Raw genomic sequence first — 15,710 nt, 5'->3', positions numbered from 1 at the left:
AAATACTCCTCAAAGTTCTGAAGGCTAACGAGCAGCCATAGCATTGCAATAAATATTGCCATTGAATTGACCTAGGTAGCAAGGAAGAGATTACCCTAGTGATTTCACATTCTTGATATGTATCGCTCGACTGACTTTGCCCTTAAGAAAGTGCAGATAAAAAGGAGATTATACTCAGCCTCCGTCAAAAAAACAGAGTTATCCACAGCTGATTGGAAAAAATTTTAGCCAAGTACAGCATTAACAAGCGAGTAAAAGTCTGATGAGGATAGCTTAAACTTGTGAACGAATGGAAGAATAACATCTATAAAAGTTGCTCATTAAAATGGGATTAGCCGCACATCTTGAGTAAAAGAGCTAAGTTAGCCTTTGGTTTCACCCAAGCAAAAACAGGTTTATAAACATGAATTTTTAGAGATAACTATATGTTTTTAAATTGTTTTAATGAATTAATAACAGAAATTCCATCCCTATATAATAAGAACAGATCATAAAAATATTATTCTTTTATGTTAATTACAGCGACAGCGGATTTCGGGGCTGGCTTCCAATCGAACAACTTAGGCCATTTTTTGAACCAGTGTTTCTCAGAGCAGGAAATTGAACTGTGGATGAATGCTGTGGACAAGAACAAGATATTTGGAGAATTTACTGCAAATAAAATGCCATTTAGAATTCATTCACTGTATTTATACTCGCAACCCCACTATTTATCAGCTAGAGGATAACAAGAAGTAAAACCGATAACTTATTGATTTACATGATATTACAAATGTAATCCACAGGCGCTGGCTTGCTAATAATAAACAACAAATTAATTTTTCAATTTTTTTATTATAATTATGGGCAGAAACATTGCCCGCTAAAACCATTGAAGCGTTTGACAGAGGGTGTAAAGTTTTCTATCATTGCCAACCTTAATTTTTAATTAACAACAGGTTCATCATGAAACGCACATTCCAACCTAGTAACTTGAAGCGCAAACGCGATCATGGTTTTCGTCAGCGTATGGCAACTCGCGGTGGCCGTTTGGTTTTAAAGCGACGTCGCGCTAAAGGCCGTAAACGTTTATCTGCCTAAGTGACGTGTTTTGACAAGACACGTCGATTGCTTAAAAAAAGTGATTATGAGTACGTGTTTGCTCAAGCTAAAAAAGTGGCTACCTCAGAGTTTATTTTCCTATATCGCGCAAATTCTCTGGGGTATGCCAGACTAGGGTTGGCATTGTCCAAGAAAGCCATAGCAAAGGCGCATGATCGCAATCGATTAAAGCGCTTATTGCGCGAAACATTCCGCATCAAACAATTACCTGCCATTGATGTGGTAGTCTTGGCAAGGCCAGGCGTAGCAAAGGTAGAAAATAAGACTATAATTGCCAAATTAGGTAAAACATGGGACAAATTAATCGATTCATCCGCAATTTGATTTGCTTGCCTATCGTTTTATACCAGTGGTTGCTACGACCCATTATGAAACCTTGTTGCCGATATTACCCCAGTTGTTCTCAGTATGCCCTTATGGCGATTAAGCATTTTGGCGTTTTGAAGGGAGGATGGTTAGCCTCTCGTCGCTTATTACGCTGTCATCCTTGGGCGGCTGGTGGTTATGATCCCGTTCTACCTAACGAAGAGAAGCCTTAATGGATATACGACGTGTCATTCTATATGCAGCGCTTGCGCTGGTTGTTTACTCCCTGTGGATGAATTGGCAGAAGGATTATCCGCCAATTGCACAGACATCATTAAGCAGTCAAAATGCCGTTGCGACTAAACATGGTACTTTGCTGCCGGCTGTTAACCCTAAAAATCAACAGTCCTCCCAACCGCAAAATCTGGTTGAGCAAGAAGATAATACTAAATCCCCATCACAAGCCATTCAGGTTAAAACGGATGTGCTTAATCTGGCAATCAACACAGCAGATGGCGATATTGTCGGTGCTCAGTTGTTGGATTATCCAGTTAGCGTGGAACAAAAAGATAAAGCCATTACCATTTTGCAGGATGAAGGCAATCAACGTTATGTAGCTAATAGCAGCTTATTTGTGCCCGAGGGAAATTCAGTCAAGAATCTTGATTTCAATTTCACGAGCCCACAGCAAAAATATGAGTTGGCTGAGGGGGCAAACGATCTGACTGTAACGCTCAATGGGCGCACAGCAGATGGGCTTGACGTCAAAAAAGAGTTTCATTTTACTCGCGGCAGCTATCTGATTCAGGTGAAGTATTTCATCAAAAATGAAAGTTCCCAGGAATGGACTGGTTACATGAATACCCAGCTTCTGCGAAGTTCACCGCAAGAAGACAAGTCCAGCATATTCCATGTTGGTTCTTATACAGGCGCCTCATACTCTCAGCCAGGCCAGCATCGCTACCAAAAAGTGCCATTTTCCAACATGGCCAAATCCAATTTGGATGTAAATGCCAAGGGAGGCTGGATAGCCATGCAACAACATTATTTTCTGACTGCCTGGGTGCCTAATTCAGACAGCGAAAATATGTTCTACACCAGAGCATTGAATAATGACTACACCATTGGTGCGGTAAGCCAACCGATTAAAGTAGCACCCGGTGAACAAAAAACGGTTGGCTCTAAATTATACGTAGGCCCTGAAATCACCAGTGATCTTAAAGCCATTGCTCCAGGTCTTGATCTAACGGTTGATTATGGATGGCTATGGTTTTTATCCTCATTGCTGTTTTCCATCATGAAAGCCATTTATTTAGTCGTTGGCAACTGGGGTTGGGCTATTGTTTTGGTTACGGTATTAATTAAATTGGCCTTTTACCGCCTGTCAGCCAGCAGTTACAAATCCATGGCTGGTATGCGCAAGCTCCAACCAAAGCTGCAGGCTTTACGTGAACGTTATGGCGATGACAAGGCTAAATTAAGCCAGGCCACAATGGAATTATATCGTCAGGAAAAAGTGAACCCTTTGGGTGGCTGTTTACCAATATTGATCCAAATTCCAGTTTTTATTGCTTTGTATTGGGTTTTACTGGAAAGCGTTGAGCTAAGGCAAGCGCCTTTTATTTTGTGGATAAAAGATTTGGCAGTTGCTGATCCCTATCATGTCTTGCCTATCATCATGGGAGCTACCATGTTGATTCAGCAAAAGCTGAACCCAGCACCACCTGATCCCATGCAAGCTAAACTGATGATGTTTTTGCCCATAGTCTTTACCGCCTTATTTTGGAATTTCCCAGCAGGTTTGGTGCTGTACTGGATTGTGAACAATACCTTGTCCATCTTGCAACAATGGTATATCACTCGCAAATACAGTGACGATAAACCAAATAAAACCCTGGTGACCGCAAAGTAATGTCTAGCGAAACAATTGCGGCGATTGCCACTCCTCCCGGCCGTGGGGGAGTAGGCATCGTGCGTCTCTCAGGTCCTTTGGCCTATAACATTGCCTTGCAACTCAATGCCCACAAAAATCTTACTCCACGCGTTGCTACATTTTGTACTTTTCAAAATCAGCAAAATGAGGTTATCGACCACGGTCTCGCCCTTTTCTTCAAAGCTCCGCATTCATTTACCGGCGAGGATGTGGTTGAGTTTCAAGTTCATGGTTCCCCAATGGTTTTGGATAATCTGCTGGCTGAGTGCTTGCTGTTAGGGGCACGTTTGGCGCGGCCTGGCGAATTTTCAGAACGCGCCTTTTTAAACGATAAAATGGATCTAACCCAGGCTGAAGCCATCGCTGATTTAATTCAAGCCAGTTCACAAACCGCTGCGCGTTTGGCTATTCGCTCTTTGCAGGGGGATTTCTCCAAAAAAATCCATGCATTGAATGAAGAAATTATCAATCTGAGACTGTTTGTGGAAGCAGCCATTGATTTTCCTGAGGAAGAAATTGATTTCTTAAGCGATGGAAAAGTTGCTTCACAGCTGGCAGCAATTCTTGAGCAGCTGCTGGCCATTCGCAGCAGCGCTTCGCAGGGGGCCATTTTGCGTGAAGGCTTGACCATTGTATTGGCGGGCCGGCCCAATGCTGGAAAATCGACCTTAATTAATGCACTGGCTGGACGAGATGTGGCGATAGTCACCGATGTTGCCGGAACAACACGTGATGTCATGCGTGAAAATATTTTGCTGGATGATATTCCTCTTCATGTAGTTGATACCGCTGGCTTGCGCGAGAGTGACGATGTCGTTGAGCGCGAAGGGATTAAAAGAGCTTGGCACGAAGTCAGCCGGGCAGACTGCGTCATCATGGTTATGGATTTAAATGATGCCAAAGCCTCTTTCGATTTAAATGAGGAAATTCGTAAAGCCTTGCCAGAGGGAGTAGCCATTATTCCCGTTTATAATAAAATCGATTCCCTGAATCAGCCCGCTAAAATGGAAGGCCAAGCCGTTTATTTATCCGCAAAATCAGGTGAAGGTCTTAAGCTTCTGAAAGAGAGGATAAAACAAGTGGTTGGTTATCAACCCAATGAGGGCCAGTTTTTAGCCCGTCGGCGACATTTGCAAGCCTTGGATACCGCCAAGGATCTGCTGCTGGCTGGCCAAAGGCAATTACAAGAACAACGAGCCGGGGAATTATTGGCTGAAGATTTAAGATTAGCCCATCAGGCTTTATGTGAAATTACGGGGGAATTCAGTTCTGATGACCTACTGGGAAGAATATTTTCAAGCTTTTGCATAGGCAAATGATTGATTAAATATTAGTCGGTACGCTTTTCACTGAATCACTAAAGTCATCAATCCAATCTTGCTCCGAATCCGTCTCCTTATGGTGTTCAACGGAAAGACCAGCAATAGGTGCAGCAGATGATTGTAATGAGCGGGTTTCCAATAAGCCATTCTGTGCAAAAATGGATTGCACATTGCTCCCTTTTGGTAGGTCATCCTTGTCAGATTCTTTGGGTTTTTGGTCATTGTTTGTAGTTTTAGAGGATTTAGAACCATCAGTAAAAACCCTCTTCAGTGCGTCGATGGGTGAGCTTAGAGCTTGAAATACTAAAGACGGTGCTTTAAATAATCCTTGAATTCCCAGAGAAAAAAGTAACAAACCGCTTCGGATGTATTGGGTGACTGCATGGGTTGGTGCCCAATTGATCAGAAGATTTTTAAAAAAGTTAGCACTTTCTGCAATAATGTTTAATAACAAGACGGGCGTGCGCCTTACGACATTGATAAGAGGGATGGCAATGAAGGCTAAACTAATAAAATACAGTATTTTCAAAGCCGTGCTTTCTTTGGGCCAACCGAAAAAATAGTTGGCAATTGTTAATGTTTTTCGCTCTTCAGGGCTGGTAAAAGGCATCATAGATTCAGCCCAGGCTTTGCTCATGAACTCTTTAAAACTGACGCGGACCTTTTCTTGATACTGTTTTTCCTTGTTTAAAATTCCTGCGATTTCATGCACAGGATTGGCTGTTCTGCTTAATATCGTGTCCCGGCTTACTTCTTCCCCTGCCGCAATGATTTTCCGGCAAGTCAGAATGTTGGCAACGTTGTGGTAGCCACAAGAAACGCCGTCAAAGTAGGATTGCGTACCTAAACTATGGTAATGAACCGTTGTGCTGGCATCGCCATCAAGAACAACATCATTGTTTGAAAAGGGGACAAGCGAGCGGAACAGTCCTGAAAAAGCAGCGCCCAACCAACTTCCTGAATTGGCAAAAAAACGTTCTGGATTGCTGCTTTTGGGATCAAAGACATCAATGGCTTTTTGGCCATTCTCGCTTCGGATGTAAGCGGTGGCTATATGTTGCTCAGTCGCTCCATGGCCAACGATTCCCATTAAAATTCGAGAGGGATGGCCACTGATTTGCTGGAAAAAATGTTCTAGATGTGGAAGTAGATAAGCAAAGTCTGCCGCAAAGATGGGAGTGAGAATAATAAATAAATTATGTTCTTGATCATAGTGATATTGAAAAGGGTTGAATAACACGTCTTGATGCACTGCGGCATTGAATTGTTCAACGCTCACCCGTTCAACAGCTGTTAAGCGCTGGGATAGCAAGTATTCTGTTTCAACATTGCTTAAGAGTGCATAGCCTGTCATTTCAACACCTCGGTTATTTCACAAGGAAATTATAACTTCTGCACATTAACTAAATATTACGCAATGTGTTTTGAAATAATTTTTTTTCATTGCTGTCCGTAATCGTCAGGATTTGGCAAACTGTTAAAAAAATAAAACAAAGGCTTGTTTGCCCTCTGGGAGAGTGGTAAGTTTGCATTTTTACCTTTCTGCACATTTTTTTGATGGACTAAAATCATGAGTCATTCTCGCTACCTCAATCAATATCAGGCTTTTCTCAGCGACAAAAATTCATTTTTTGTTGGGGTCAAAGCAGCCGATTCAAAAGATGACTATGTGTTGCAACGAGCAAGAGAACATGACTATGGTTTTATTGCCACTAACCGTTTACTAATTGAACAGGAATTTCGCCAATTATTCGCAGTGTTGCAGCAAAGAGCTGGAACAAGCGAGGAATTCTATTTCTATTGCGGCTACTGTTGCATAATGCTTAAGCACTGCTATGAAATTTATGGGCAGCCTGAAGAAGCTTTGCAATATGAGCAACTATTCAATACCCTAAAGGCTCTGCAAAAGGATAGGATGACGCCAGCCAAAATGGCTGTTCGGCAAAGCTATTTTGCTCACTTAAAAGAAAAAATAGCGGAAGGTATGGCCGATTTGATTGATTCGCCAAAAAAACTGTCAAAATTAAGGGCTAAATTAGGCGCGGCTAATCTCAACCGAATTTACTGGTTTTTCTGCAGAACAACCGTAAAAAATTCCTTGTTATTGGCACGTGATTTAAAATGGCTGGAGAAACTGGGCAATATACTGTCTAAAGAAATTGATATTGACAGCAGCATTGCCATTCTTGAAAAACCAAATAATATTTTGCGCTTTTTAAGCGTGGGATTTTTTGCGGTCCGCTTCATCATGAATGCCGCCATGCTCTTCAAACACACTTGTTGTCCCAACGAAAGTGAAGAGAAGTTGAGTATAGGAAAACGGTTTACTAATGAAATTTATAAACGCCATGCCACATTTTTAAATGATTTAGTTTGGGGAACCGTTAACTGCATAACCAATTACAATGAATTTTTTGGCATTTCTGCACCCGTGGCCGGATGGATTGTCGCTGGATTTTTATTGTTTGATTTGAGTCTCCTTCTTTGGCGCCACCATTTGGCTGAGAGAGAATACCTAACCAAACGTTCTCAATACATGAAGGAGTTGGCAGAACTCGCTGGCGCTGAGGGGGATGAACGTCATCGCATTTTAAATGAGCAAATAAAGCAGCTGGATTTAAACTGGCAGAAAGAGGGCAGCACATTATTGTTCGACGCAGCCGCTGCTTTCCTTCTCATGGCAGGTTTTTCAGTGTCCATGTTGCTGACCACGCCAGTCCTCATCCTCGGATGTTATGCCGTTTGCACCTTGGGTGCTGCCATGTATCTATCTGAAGGCGCTTATAAAGAGTACAAGGAAAAAAGCTTATTGCTGAAGCATGCAGAATTAAGCGGTGAAAATGAGGAAAAGGCCCTTGAGCAATACAATGCGGCCCGGAATGAATTTGCTTTTACCCTGGCAAAGAACGTCATTGTGCCCGCTTTGCTTATCGGCACGCTTGCAGTTTGCTGGCAGGCTGCTTTGGCACTGGCCACTGTTTATGTGGCTTGCGAACTATATCGTTCCTACAGTAAGCATCAGCAAACGCAGGCTGAGAGCACAAACCCAAGGCTAGGTTTTGCCTAATAAGGATGGCAGTAGGCTAATAGCCACTGAGCAGTCGAATTAGCAGCAATTTTTCTATGTTTTCCTTAGTTCTTAGGCTAGGATTAAGGATTAACTTCCCTGTTATCAGAAAAATGAATGCCAATTTTGACGCCTTAGTGATTGGCGGCGGACCAGCAGGAGCGACTACGGCTGCTCTTTTAGCGCATTCAGGCTGGTCCGTTGCCCTCATCGAAAAAAAAAGCTTCCCTCGTGTAAAGGTTTGCGGTGAATTTCTATCTGCCGCCACATACCCCTTACTGGCAGAACTTGGAATAGCGGAGTTGTTTTCAGAACAAGCAGGTCCCCCTGTTAAACGGGTCGGGTGGTTTGTTGCCAATCAAATGCTTACGGCAGACATGCCGGTGATGCATAATTCAATCAAATGGGGAAGGGCATTAGGACGTGAGCACTTAGACACAGCCCTCCTGAATGTTGCCAGAGAACGTGGGGTTGAAATTTGGCAGCCCTGGACTGCACTTAGTATCATCACAGAAAAGAATTACTTCATTTGCCAACTTGAGTCGAAAGAAAAAGAAAAGACGTTAGAGCTCACTGCGCCGGTGTTGATCATGGCTCAGGGATCTTGGGAGAAACCGGTCATTAAAAGAAATCCTATAGTGCATAAGCCTTCTGATCTCCTGGCGTTTAAAACCCATTTTAGCCACTCCAATTTGGACAGGGATTTAATGTCTTTAATTTCCTTTCCTGACGGCTATGGAGGGCTTGTTCATAGTAATGATGAGCGAATGACTTTATCTTGCTGCATTCGGCGTGAACGCCTGCAAAAGCTCCGATCGCACTATACTGGATTGTCAGCAGGAGATGCGGTACTTAGATACATTCGTGCAAATTGTCTAGGTGTTGATACCTCTCTTTCCTCGGCCGAGCAACAAGACCAGTGGCTTGCAGTGGGACCTATATCACCAGGGATAAGATCTTGCTATCAAAATGATATTTTTTACGTCGGCAATGTAGCTGCGGAGGCACATCCCATCATAGCGGAAGGCATTAGTATGGCCATGCAATCAGCTTGCTTATTGGCCAAATGCTTCATTAAGCATGGAAAAAAATTGGATAAGGAGCACTTGAACCGTGTGGGAATTGATTATCAAAAACAATGGCATCATCAATTTGTGGGAAGAATTCGCGCAGCCGCTCTTTTTGCCCACTTAACCATGCGTCCGCATTTATCCTCCTCGTTACTGCCCATCATCCGGCGTTTTCCAGGTATATTGAGTTTTAGTGCCGCATTAAGTGGAAAGGTTAAAGAGCTTAAGATTTAAAATCTGATGCTTCAATTTTTTCTCAAAATAATTTGCCAACGAAAAGGCCAGCACCATTTTATTTGGTATTGCTTAATATTGGCTTTTGCAAACAGCCTTTGCCATTCCTTGCGAGTAAAACCACGCTGAATCGAGATTAAACCATCGTGAGTGATTAAGCGATTGGCAAACAAAAAAGGACTTAACCAGGCATAGGAGTGGTAAGAGAGGACATGTCGCTGTACGTCATTGATTAGTACCAAGCGATTGGCATTCTCATAAGCGTTTTGCAAAAACTCGATCAGCTCCTCATCGCTCAAGTGATGACATACCAGTGTTGCAAGAATGGCGTCATAGCGGGATTGAATAAAAACTTCTGCAGCAGACTGCGATGCAAAAGACAAGTTTAAAGCGGCTCCTTCCTTTTTCCAACGGTCCAATTCCGCTTGCGCCAAAGTAATGGCATCAGGGTTAATATCTATACCGAGCATGCCTATTTGTGGAAATCGCTTTTGCAGATGAAGGAGAAACAAACCCCCGCCGCAGCCAATATCAATCAATGTGGACACTTCAGGAAATTGTTTTAAAACTTTCTTTGTGCTGCTAAGGAAGCCAAAAAGCCGGTTGATTTGAAAGAGCTTCTGTAAAGCATCTTGATACTCATCCTGAGTGTAAAAATCAGGACCAAGATCGAGAAGCTCTTTTTGCTGGGATCGGTTGGTAATCACAAGAATGATCTACTATTAAGTTAAGCCTCAGGATACATAGCCTTTATTGCCGCAATGTCTTTTTCACTTAAACGCTCTCTTTGGCCAATTTGCACTCCTTCGGCCAAGGGAATAATCGTTCTTTCACCATTTTTTGAAAAGGCATAAGGGCCATAATGCATGATTGATTGATAATCGTATTCACCAAAATCACTGCCATCTGTTAAATGCTGATCAAAATTATACTGATGATCTTCTTCAATATTCTCCCAGAGAATACGAATATAGTTGCTGCGATCGGCACGTGATTGTTCATGCCATAATCCCAAGGCGTGACCAATCTCATGGACTGTATTCATCGTATTGCAGCGAGGAGAGAGATTAATTTCTTGCTTTCCGCCCTGTTTGCCCACGTAAGAAGAGCAAGTTGTACCAGGTGCAGGAATGAATGAAATGTAATCGGAATATTGATGACGATTCTTACTGGTTAGTTCCACGAATCGGATGGCTGTTTTATCTTGCCAATGGGCAATTGCTTGTAAAATTGCCAATTTATTCATAAAAGGCAAATCCTCTGAAATTTCATAAGGCACAAGTGCATTTGTCCAGCGGCCTCCTCCCATATTCAAAGTAATAACTATCGCTGATCGGCGGGACAGCTCGGCTACCTTGGCAAGAATAATGTCGCCTTCACTCACCGCAAAGCCATTTTGTTCTTCATAAAGGACCGGGCGTTTACCCCAGACAGGATCGGCAATCAGGACTTGTTTTAAGGTTTGAGCAGAGCCGACTGTATGGAATAAACTCAGCAGGAAAAACGCAAAGAGTCGCTTTGGCATGATGAAGTCCGTTAGAAACGAATAAAAATATTCTATCTGAAGGGAATTCAAATTAAAAAGGCTAAGTGTATATTTTATCAAAAGAAATGATAAAGCTGTGCTCCCTAGTATTTGTCGAGTAATGTTTTGTATGATGAGAGATTAAGCCAGGAGGGCTATATGACTGAATTAGATGCACACCAAAAAGCCAGGGAACATTTCAGCAACTGGCAACAACAACTGAGAACCAATATCTTATTGGAAGACAGCTCTTTAATGCACAGCTATCGCTGCTATTTTGCAAGTGAGCCAGAGTTTCTTCAGGAACTTCAAAAATTTTCCATCCGTGTCGTTACCGAACTGGAACCTTTAGTGATGGAAAATAATCTGGATGCCAATCTGCCTAAACTGGATCAGTATGATGCCTTGGGACATCGGCAAGATAAAGTCATTCATCACCCCTCCTATCAAGCCGCCGGTGATGTGATTTACGGTTCTGGTCTTATGCATTATTTACTAAAGCCTGGGCAAATGCGCAAAACCTTGAGCCTGTTTCTTTTATCTTCACATGCCGGAGAAGCTGGCCATAATTGTCCCATTGCTTGTTCAGCAGGGATTATCCGTGTGCTAAATCATCATCAAAATAAGGCGGACTCGTCTTTGTACTTACAAAAGTTAAGCGAACCTTCTTTTAGAGAAAATTTTACCGGTGCGCAATTCCTAACTGAAATTCAGGGTGGCTCGGATGTGGGCACTAATGCAAGTTATGCTTATCAGGACGATGAGCAACAATGGCGGATTGTGGGTGAGAAATGGTTTTGTTCAAATGCCAATGCCGAACTCATTCTTATGACAGCTCGCTTCGACAAGCAAAAGGAAGGCACAAAAGGACTGGGCTTATTTCTGGTCCCTAGTCGTTTAGCAAATGGCGAGCAGAACCATTACCGCATCAGACGCTTGAAACAAAAGATTGGCACTCGCTCAATGGCAACCGGTGAAATTGATTTTGAAGGGGCTTACGCGTTTCCTATTGAGCCAATCCACGAAGGCATTCATCTGGTCATGGAGAATGTTTTGCATTTGTCGCGTATGTTTAATGCCTTTTCAGTGCTTGGCATGGCCAGAAGAGCTTATCAAATAGCTTATTATTACGCTATGAATCGGGTGGCCTTTAATCATTACATCATTGATTATCCTTTGGTAAAAGAAACTTTGGCTGAGATTAAAGCGGATAATTTGGCGATGCTGGCCAGTATCTTCCACATGGCTTATCTTCAGGATGATTTGGATAAGAAGCCAGCAAGTGAACAGGATAAAGAAAGGCAACTTCTAATGCGTACCCTGGCTAATTTAAATAAATATTTTACCGCCAAACACTCTGTGGAAAATATTCATCATTGCATTGATATTCTGGCCGGTAATGGCACCATTGAAAGTTTTTCCTCTTTACCGCGCTTACTTCGAGATTGCATCGTTTGTGAAAACTGGGAGGGGACGCATTTTACCTTATGGATGCAACTATTAAGAGACATCCACAAATTCCATGTGGATGAAATCATCATGCAACATCTTTGGCAATTACTGGAACAACAGCCTGAAAACTTTGAATACAAAAACATGCTAAAAGAAAAAATAGAGGCTTTGAGGGACGAACTCTCTGAGTTGAAGAAACTTTCTACTGAAGAGCAGAATTTAAACATAAAAGGGATTGTTGAACAGCTGGCCACGTTAAATTGTGCTTTGACCTTGGCTTTGGAGTTGAAGATCGACCAACCGCCTGCGGCCAAAAAAGCATCATTAAAATTGTTCCTGCAAAAGCATTTAGCTTGTAAGCACACTAAGGATAAGCACTATTTAATGCTTTTAAATGAGGTGTTGGGTTAAGTTTGTAGGTGAGGATGAACTCTAAACAGAGGCCTTTTCGGTGTTTAACTACAACTCACAATAGGAGGTTTCAACTCTTTGCCATTAGGACATGGGTTAAACCTTGAGGTCAACTCTACTTATACTAAGATGTTCTGTCACTATTTGACTAAAAAACGTGCTTTTTGGCCAAATAGAATGATTTAAATTCTTAGTTTACTTCTACTTATGGGGCAGACAAGTTGTGTAGTGAAATTGATTCTGAAGCCATAAGGCAAGCTTATGGTATCCACACGAGTGGCCTTGCCTCCTTTGATTAATAAATGAGAACGAAAATGAAATCCCGTATTAATTGAGTTCTTGATCCAAATCGCTTTTTAAAAACGCCGCCATTCAATTTTTTATGCCCTGAGGTTCCCTCAAATTTGGTAAGCGGCATTAACCACAGCATTGGCCATGCATTTCCTGAATAATGCATTTGAAAAGCTCAATTATTTGTCTTTCATGTCGCCATAGTCCCTGCTGAGAGTGTCTTTATGGATGAGCGATACACAAAGTGCTAAATGCTGGCCACAGGATACGAATTTTCTAAAAGATTTTAGTGTTGCTATTTATGGCATAAATTTTCAGGGCATGATTGCTTGATACGGGAGAACTAATTCAAATGCGACAATAATTTGAATTTAATTGAAAATTGCCATTGGGGAACATTGCAAGTTAAACTTGTATGTGCTTATTCTTACTAAAAGATAAATCATTATCTTTTGGAGTAATTGATTTGGGAGAGTAGTAGCAATACTACATGTTTATGGAAAGTAAGTAAGGAGAAACAAGTGAGTACTCCAAAGTTGCACCAAAGGTTAAAAGAGCTATTTCTGTTCTTAGGCTCTGCTGCAGTCATGCTATTTATGGGCGAAGCAGTGGCAGGCAGCTCCCCCAGCTTAGGAAATATGGCCAGTAGTGTTACCGGATCATTCACGAGCGTGGCCAAGTTAATAACCGCAGGTTCCTACCTCGCTGGCTTGGCGTTTGCTATTGGTGCCATTATGAAGTTTAAGCAGCATAAGGATAATCCTACCCAAGTGCCCATTGGTACGCCAATTGCCCTGGTTTTTATTGCCGCGGCCCTACTGTTTTTGCCAAGTATTCTCGGTGTGTCTGGCTCAACCATGTTTGGCGGCTCAGGCAGCGTTGCAGGACCCTCTGGTTCTACTCCCGGTGTAGCTGGCTAATAACTTTAATGAGTTCCGCGGTACTCCGCGGAATTCATCGCCTGTTTTTGACGATAAGCCAACACTCTCTTGTTCATAACAGCAAACCAAAAGCTCGGTATCAGAGCCAATAGCATCATGCCCAAATATCCAGAAGGCAGTTGTGGGCTTTCTTCGACATGCTCCAATATTTGGTAGGGGTTGGCTCCATGGATGTGATGATCAGAATGCCTTTGCAAATGAAACAGAAGCATATTGCTGAGCCAATGATTTGCATTCCAAGCGTGTTGTGCAGATACTCGCTCGTATTGGCCATTGGCTAATTTTTTTCGTTCAAGACCATAATGCTCAACGTAGTTCACAATCTCAAGAATCGTAAATGCAACAATGGCTTGCCCCAGGAAAAAAAACAAAGCCGACCAGCCGCCGTAAAGAAAAGAGAGTACAGCTAAAACAATGGGTGCGAAAATAATCCACCACAATTGATTGTGGTAACTGAGGAAAGAAATGTTCTTTTGCGCCAAGCGCCTTTTTTCCAAGTTGAACGAGGATTTCATAGAACCAAAAATGGTTCGTGGTAAAAAATGATAAACGCTTTCGCCAAAGCGGGCAGAAGAAGGGTCTTCAGGAGTAGCAACCCGGACGTGATGTCCCCGGACATGATCAATGTAAAATTGCCCATAGCAAACGGTAGAGAGTAAAATTTTACTCATTAATTGCTGTACAGAGTTATTTTTATGCATCAATTCATGAGCTAAATTGATCCCGCCACCCCCTGTAAGCATGCCTACTGAAATGGTAAAACCCAGCCATTCATACCAGCTTAAGTCGGTTTTACTGACCAAAATGACCCCAGCAACTAATAAGATCACTTGAACAGGGACAAACAAGAGGACAATGTTGCTGAAGTACTGGTCTTTTATCAGGTTTTTTTTCGTTTCTTCACTGGGATTTTCGGAGTCCTGCAGGAAATAGTCGATAGCAGGAACAATTAAAAATAAAAGACCGATGGTTAGAAAATTATAAAATCCTCCTGCCCAAAAACCAATGAAGGGTAAAGGGATGAGCGCATAGATAAGTAAAAAACTTAACTTCTTAGGCCAAGGCATAGGTAACCCCTTAAACTTATATAAATAATATAGTTTATTTTCCTTATGAACTTTAATCCTAAAATAAAGAGCGGTGAGGGGCAATGCTTAATGGAGTGGGCTTTATTTAAACTTTAATTCCTGCTCAAGGCGAAGAGCAAGCTTATAAACCTCGTTTTTATTCGCTTTGGTAATTTGAGAGGTTAATTTAACGGCTTGTTTTAAGGGTACTTCTTTAAGCAAAAGAGATAAAATTTCCTCCTCATGCTTTCGGTCATTGACGGAAGGTTTAGCCGGGAGAATCAAAACAAACTCCCCTTTGACATGGGCCTCGTCTTCATCGAGCCAAGAAATGATTTCTGCGCTGTTCCCATGAATAAAGCGCTCATAAGCTTTAGTCAGTTCTTTGGCCAGAACAAAACAGTAATCCGCCCCGAATGCTTCCGCAATATCCTTTAGGCAGTCTAATATGCGGTGAGTGGATTCATAGAGGACGACCGTGTGTTCAAGTTGTCTTAGTTCATTCAGTTTATCTTTACGAGCCTTCGATTTTGCTGGTAAAAAACCTGAAAAAATAAAACTGTCACAGGGAACTCCCGCGGCGCTTAATGCCGTGATTAAGGCACAAGGACCAGGGATGGGGATGACTTCGATGTTTTTTTCCCGAGCCAGGCGAACCAGGGTGAAACCAGGATCACTAATTAATGGTGTTCCAGCATCACTGATTAGAGCAAAGGATTTACCATTCTGTAAGGCATCAATGATTTGTTGGCTTTTTTCGGCCTCATTATGAGCATGCAAGGAAATTAACGGTTTTTGCAGACCAAGGCTGGTTAATAACTGCAAGGAATGGCGAGTGTCTTCAGCGAGAATGGAGTCGACTGCGCTTAGGGTATTTAAAGCACGAATGCTAATATCCTCGCGATTACCAATTGGCGTGGCAACAATATAAAGAGTACCGTAAGAGGTTGCTGAACTTTTTACCATAGTTTATTCTATTGCGTTGCCCGC

The 15,710-nt window shown here is 42.2% G+C and carries 14 protein-coding genes; 9 read left to right on the top strand and 5 right to left on the bottom strand.

Annotated elements, in window-relative coordinates:
• Positions 1-945: 945 nt before the first annotated feature.
• From rpmH to mnmE, 5 genes are read left to right on the top strand one after another with little or no spacing between them, the layout of a single operon-like run.
• Positions 946-1,080 carry a 50S ribosomal protein L34 gene (rpmH, locus tag EL203_RS14245; RefSeq protein WP_019215662.1) on the top strand — a complete coding sequence of 45 codons (135 nt, stop codon included), beginning with the start codon at positions 946-948 and terminating at the stop codon, positions 1,078-1,080.
• The gene (gene rnpA / locus EL203_RS14240; protein WP_058471593.1) at positions 1,081-1,425 is read left to right on the top strand and encodes a ribonuclease P protein component; all 345 of its coding nucleotides are present in this window, start codon (positions 1,081-1,083) and stop codon (positions 1,423-1,425) included.
• A complete protein-coding gene (yidD, locus tag EL203_RS14235; RefSeq protein ID WP_082647182.1) occupies positions 1,392-1,640 on the top strand; it encodes a membrane protein insertion efficiency factor YidD in 249 nt (82 codons plus the stop codon). Before rnpA ends, yidD begins: the two co-directional genes overlap by 34 nt.
• Positions 1,640-3,319, top strand: a complete 1,680-nt coding sequence (yidC, locus tag EL203_RS14230; RefSeq protein WP_058471594.1) for a membrane protein insertase YidC — start codon at positions 1,640-1,642, stop codon at positions 3,317-3,319. The genes yidD and yidC overlap by 1 nt, the downstream gene beginning before the upstream one ends.
• Complete coding sequence (mnmE, locus tag EL203_RS14225) at positions 3,319-4,659, top strand: tRNA uridine-5-carboxymethylaminomethyl(34) synthesis GTPase MnmE (protein WP_058471595.1); 1,341 nt, start codon at positions 3,319-3,321, stop codon at positions 4,657-4,659. Before yidC ends, mnmE begins: the two co-directional genes overlap by 1 nt.
• 4 nt (positions 4,660-4,663) lie before the next feature.
• Here mnmE and EL203_RS14220 read toward each other — a convergent pair whose 3' ends face one another.
• Positions 4,664-6,016, bottom strand: a complete 1,353-nt coding sequence (locus EL203_RS14220) for a hypothetical protein (RefSeq protein WP_058471596.1) — start codon at positions 6,014-6,016, stop codon at positions 4,664-4,666.
• A 216-nt stretch (positions 6,017-6,232) separates the two neighbouring features.
• Between EL203_RS14220 and EL203_RS14215 the strand changes: the two genes are divergently transcribed.
• Both EL203_RS14215 and EL203_RS14210 read left to right on the top strand, forming a co-directional pair.
• Complete coding sequence (locus EL203_RS14215) at positions 6,233-7,729, top strand: hypothetical protein (RefSeq protein ID WP_058471597.1); 1,497 nt, start codon at positions 6,233-6,235, stop codon at positions 7,727-7,729.
• A gap of 113 nt (positions 7,730-7,842) precedes the next feature.
• Positions 7,843-9,033, top strand: coding sequence for an NAD(P)/FAD-dependent oxidoreductase (locus tag EL203_RS14210; RefSeq protein WP_058471598.1), 1,191 nt, complete (start codon positions 7,843-7,845; stop codon positions 9,031-9,033).
• Between the two features lie 11 nt (positions 9,034-9,044).
• Here EL203_RS14210 and EL203_RS14205 read toward each other — a convergent pair whose 3' ends face one another.
• On the bottom strand, positions 9,045-9,740 hold the full coding sequence (locus EL203_RS14205; RefSeq protein ID WP_058471599.1) for a methyltransferase: 696 nt from the start codon (positions 9,738-9,740) through the stop codon (positions 9,045-9,047).
• Positions 9,741-9,760: 20 nt separating this feature from the next.
• The gene (legP, locus tag EL203_RS14200) at positions 9,761-10,558 is read right to left on the bottom strand and encodes a Dot/Icm T4SS effector Zinc-dependent metalloprotease LegP (RefSeq protein WP_058471600.1); all 798 of its coding nucleotides are present in this window, start codon (positions 10,556-10,558) and stop codon (positions 9,761-9,763) included.
• Between the two features lie 159 nt (positions 10,559-10,717).
• Here legP and EL203_RS14195 point away from each other — a divergent pair, with 159 nt between their 5' ends.
• Positions 10,718-12,421 carry an acyl-CoA dehydrogenase family protein gene (locus EL203_RS14195; protein WP_058471601.1) on the top strand — a complete coding sequence of 568 codons (1,704 nt, stop codon included), beginning with the start codon at positions 10,718-10,720 and terminating at the stop codon, positions 12,419-12,421.
• Positions 12,422-13,299: 878 nt separating this feature from the next.
• Positions 13,300-13,632, top strand: coding sequence for a type IV secretion protein IcmD (locus EL203_RS14190; protein WP_232004105.1), 333 nt, complete (start codon positions 13,300-13,302; stop codon positions 13,630-13,632).
• A gap of 5 nt (positions 13,633-13,637) precedes the next feature.
• On the opposite strand, the gene EL203_RS14185 is transcribed toward EL203_RS14190, so the two are convergent.
• Both EL203_RS14185 and rsmI read right to left on the bottom strand, forming a co-directional pair.
• On the bottom strand, positions 13,638-14,720 hold the full coding sequence (locus EL203_RS14185; protein ID WP_058471602.1) for an alkane 1-monooxygenase: 1,083 nt from the start codon (positions 14,718-14,720) through the stop codon (positions 13,638-13,640).
• A 102-nt stretch (positions 14,721-14,822) separates the two neighbouring features.
• Complete coding sequence (gene rsmI / locus EL203_RS14180; RefSeq protein ID WP_058471603.1) at positions 14,823-15,686, bottom strand: 16S rRNA (cytidine(1402)-2'-O)-methyltransferase; 864 nt, start codon at positions 15,684-15,686, stop codon at positions 14,823-14,825.
• Between the last annotated feature and the right edge of the window lie 24 nt (positions 15,687-15,710).

Source organism: Legionella jordanis, assembly GCF_900637635.1.
Lineage (GTDB): Bacteria > Pseudomonadota > Gammaproteobacteria > Legionellales > Legionellaceae > Tatlockia > Tatlockia jordanis.
The sequence above is the reverse complement of the archived record's forward strand: the minus strand, read 5'-3'. Positions and strand labels throughout refer to the sequence as shown.

Bases quoted from the DNA above. Each gene is read 5' to 3' on its own strand.
- rpmH (WP_019215662.1), top strand. From the start codon at position 946: ATGAAACGCACATTCCAACCTAGTAACTTGAAGCGCAAACGCGATCAT.
- yidD (WP_082647182.1), top strand. From the start codon at position 1,392: ATGGGACAAATTAATCGATTCATCCGCAATTTGATTTGCTTGCCTATC.
- yidC (WP_058471594.1), top strand. From the start codon at position 1,640: ATGGATATACGACGTGTCATTCTATATGCAGCGCTTGCGCTGGTTGTT.
- mnmE (WP_058471595.1), top strand. From the start codon at position 3,319: ATGTCTAGCGAAACAATTGCGGCGATTGCCACTCCTCCCGGCCGTGGG.
- EL203_RS14220 (WP_058471596.1), bottom strand. From the start codon at position 6,016: ATGACAGGCTATGCACTCTTAAGCAATGTTGAAACAGAATACTTGCTA.
- EL203_RS14215 (WP_058471597.1), top strand. From the start codon at position 6,233: ATGAGTCATTCTCGCTACCTCAATCAATATCAGGCTTTTCTCAGCGAC.
- EL203_RS14210 (WP_058471598.1), top strand. From the start codon at position 7,843: ATGAATGCCAATTTTGACGCCTTAGTGATTGGCGGCGGACCAGCAGGA.
- legP (WP_058471600.1), bottom strand. From the start codon at position 10,558: ATGCCAAAGCGACTCTTTGCGTTTTTCCTGCTGAGTTTATTCCATACA.
- EL203_RS14195 (WP_058471601.1), top strand. From the start codon at position 10,718: ATGACTGAATTAGATGCACACCAAAAAGCCAGGGAACATTTCAGCAAC.
- EL203_RS14190 (WP_232004105.1), top strand. From the start codon at position 13,300: ATGCTATTTATGGGCGAAGCAGTGGCAGGCAGCTCCCCCAGCTTAGGA.
- EL203_RS14185 (WP_058471602.1), bottom strand. From the start codon at position 14,720: ATGCCTTGGCCTAAGAAGTTAAGTTTTTTACTTATCTATGCGCTCATC.
- rsmI (WP_058471603.1), bottom strand. From the start codon at position 15,686: ATGGTAAAAAGTTCAGCAACCTCTTACGGTACTCTTTATATTGTTGCC.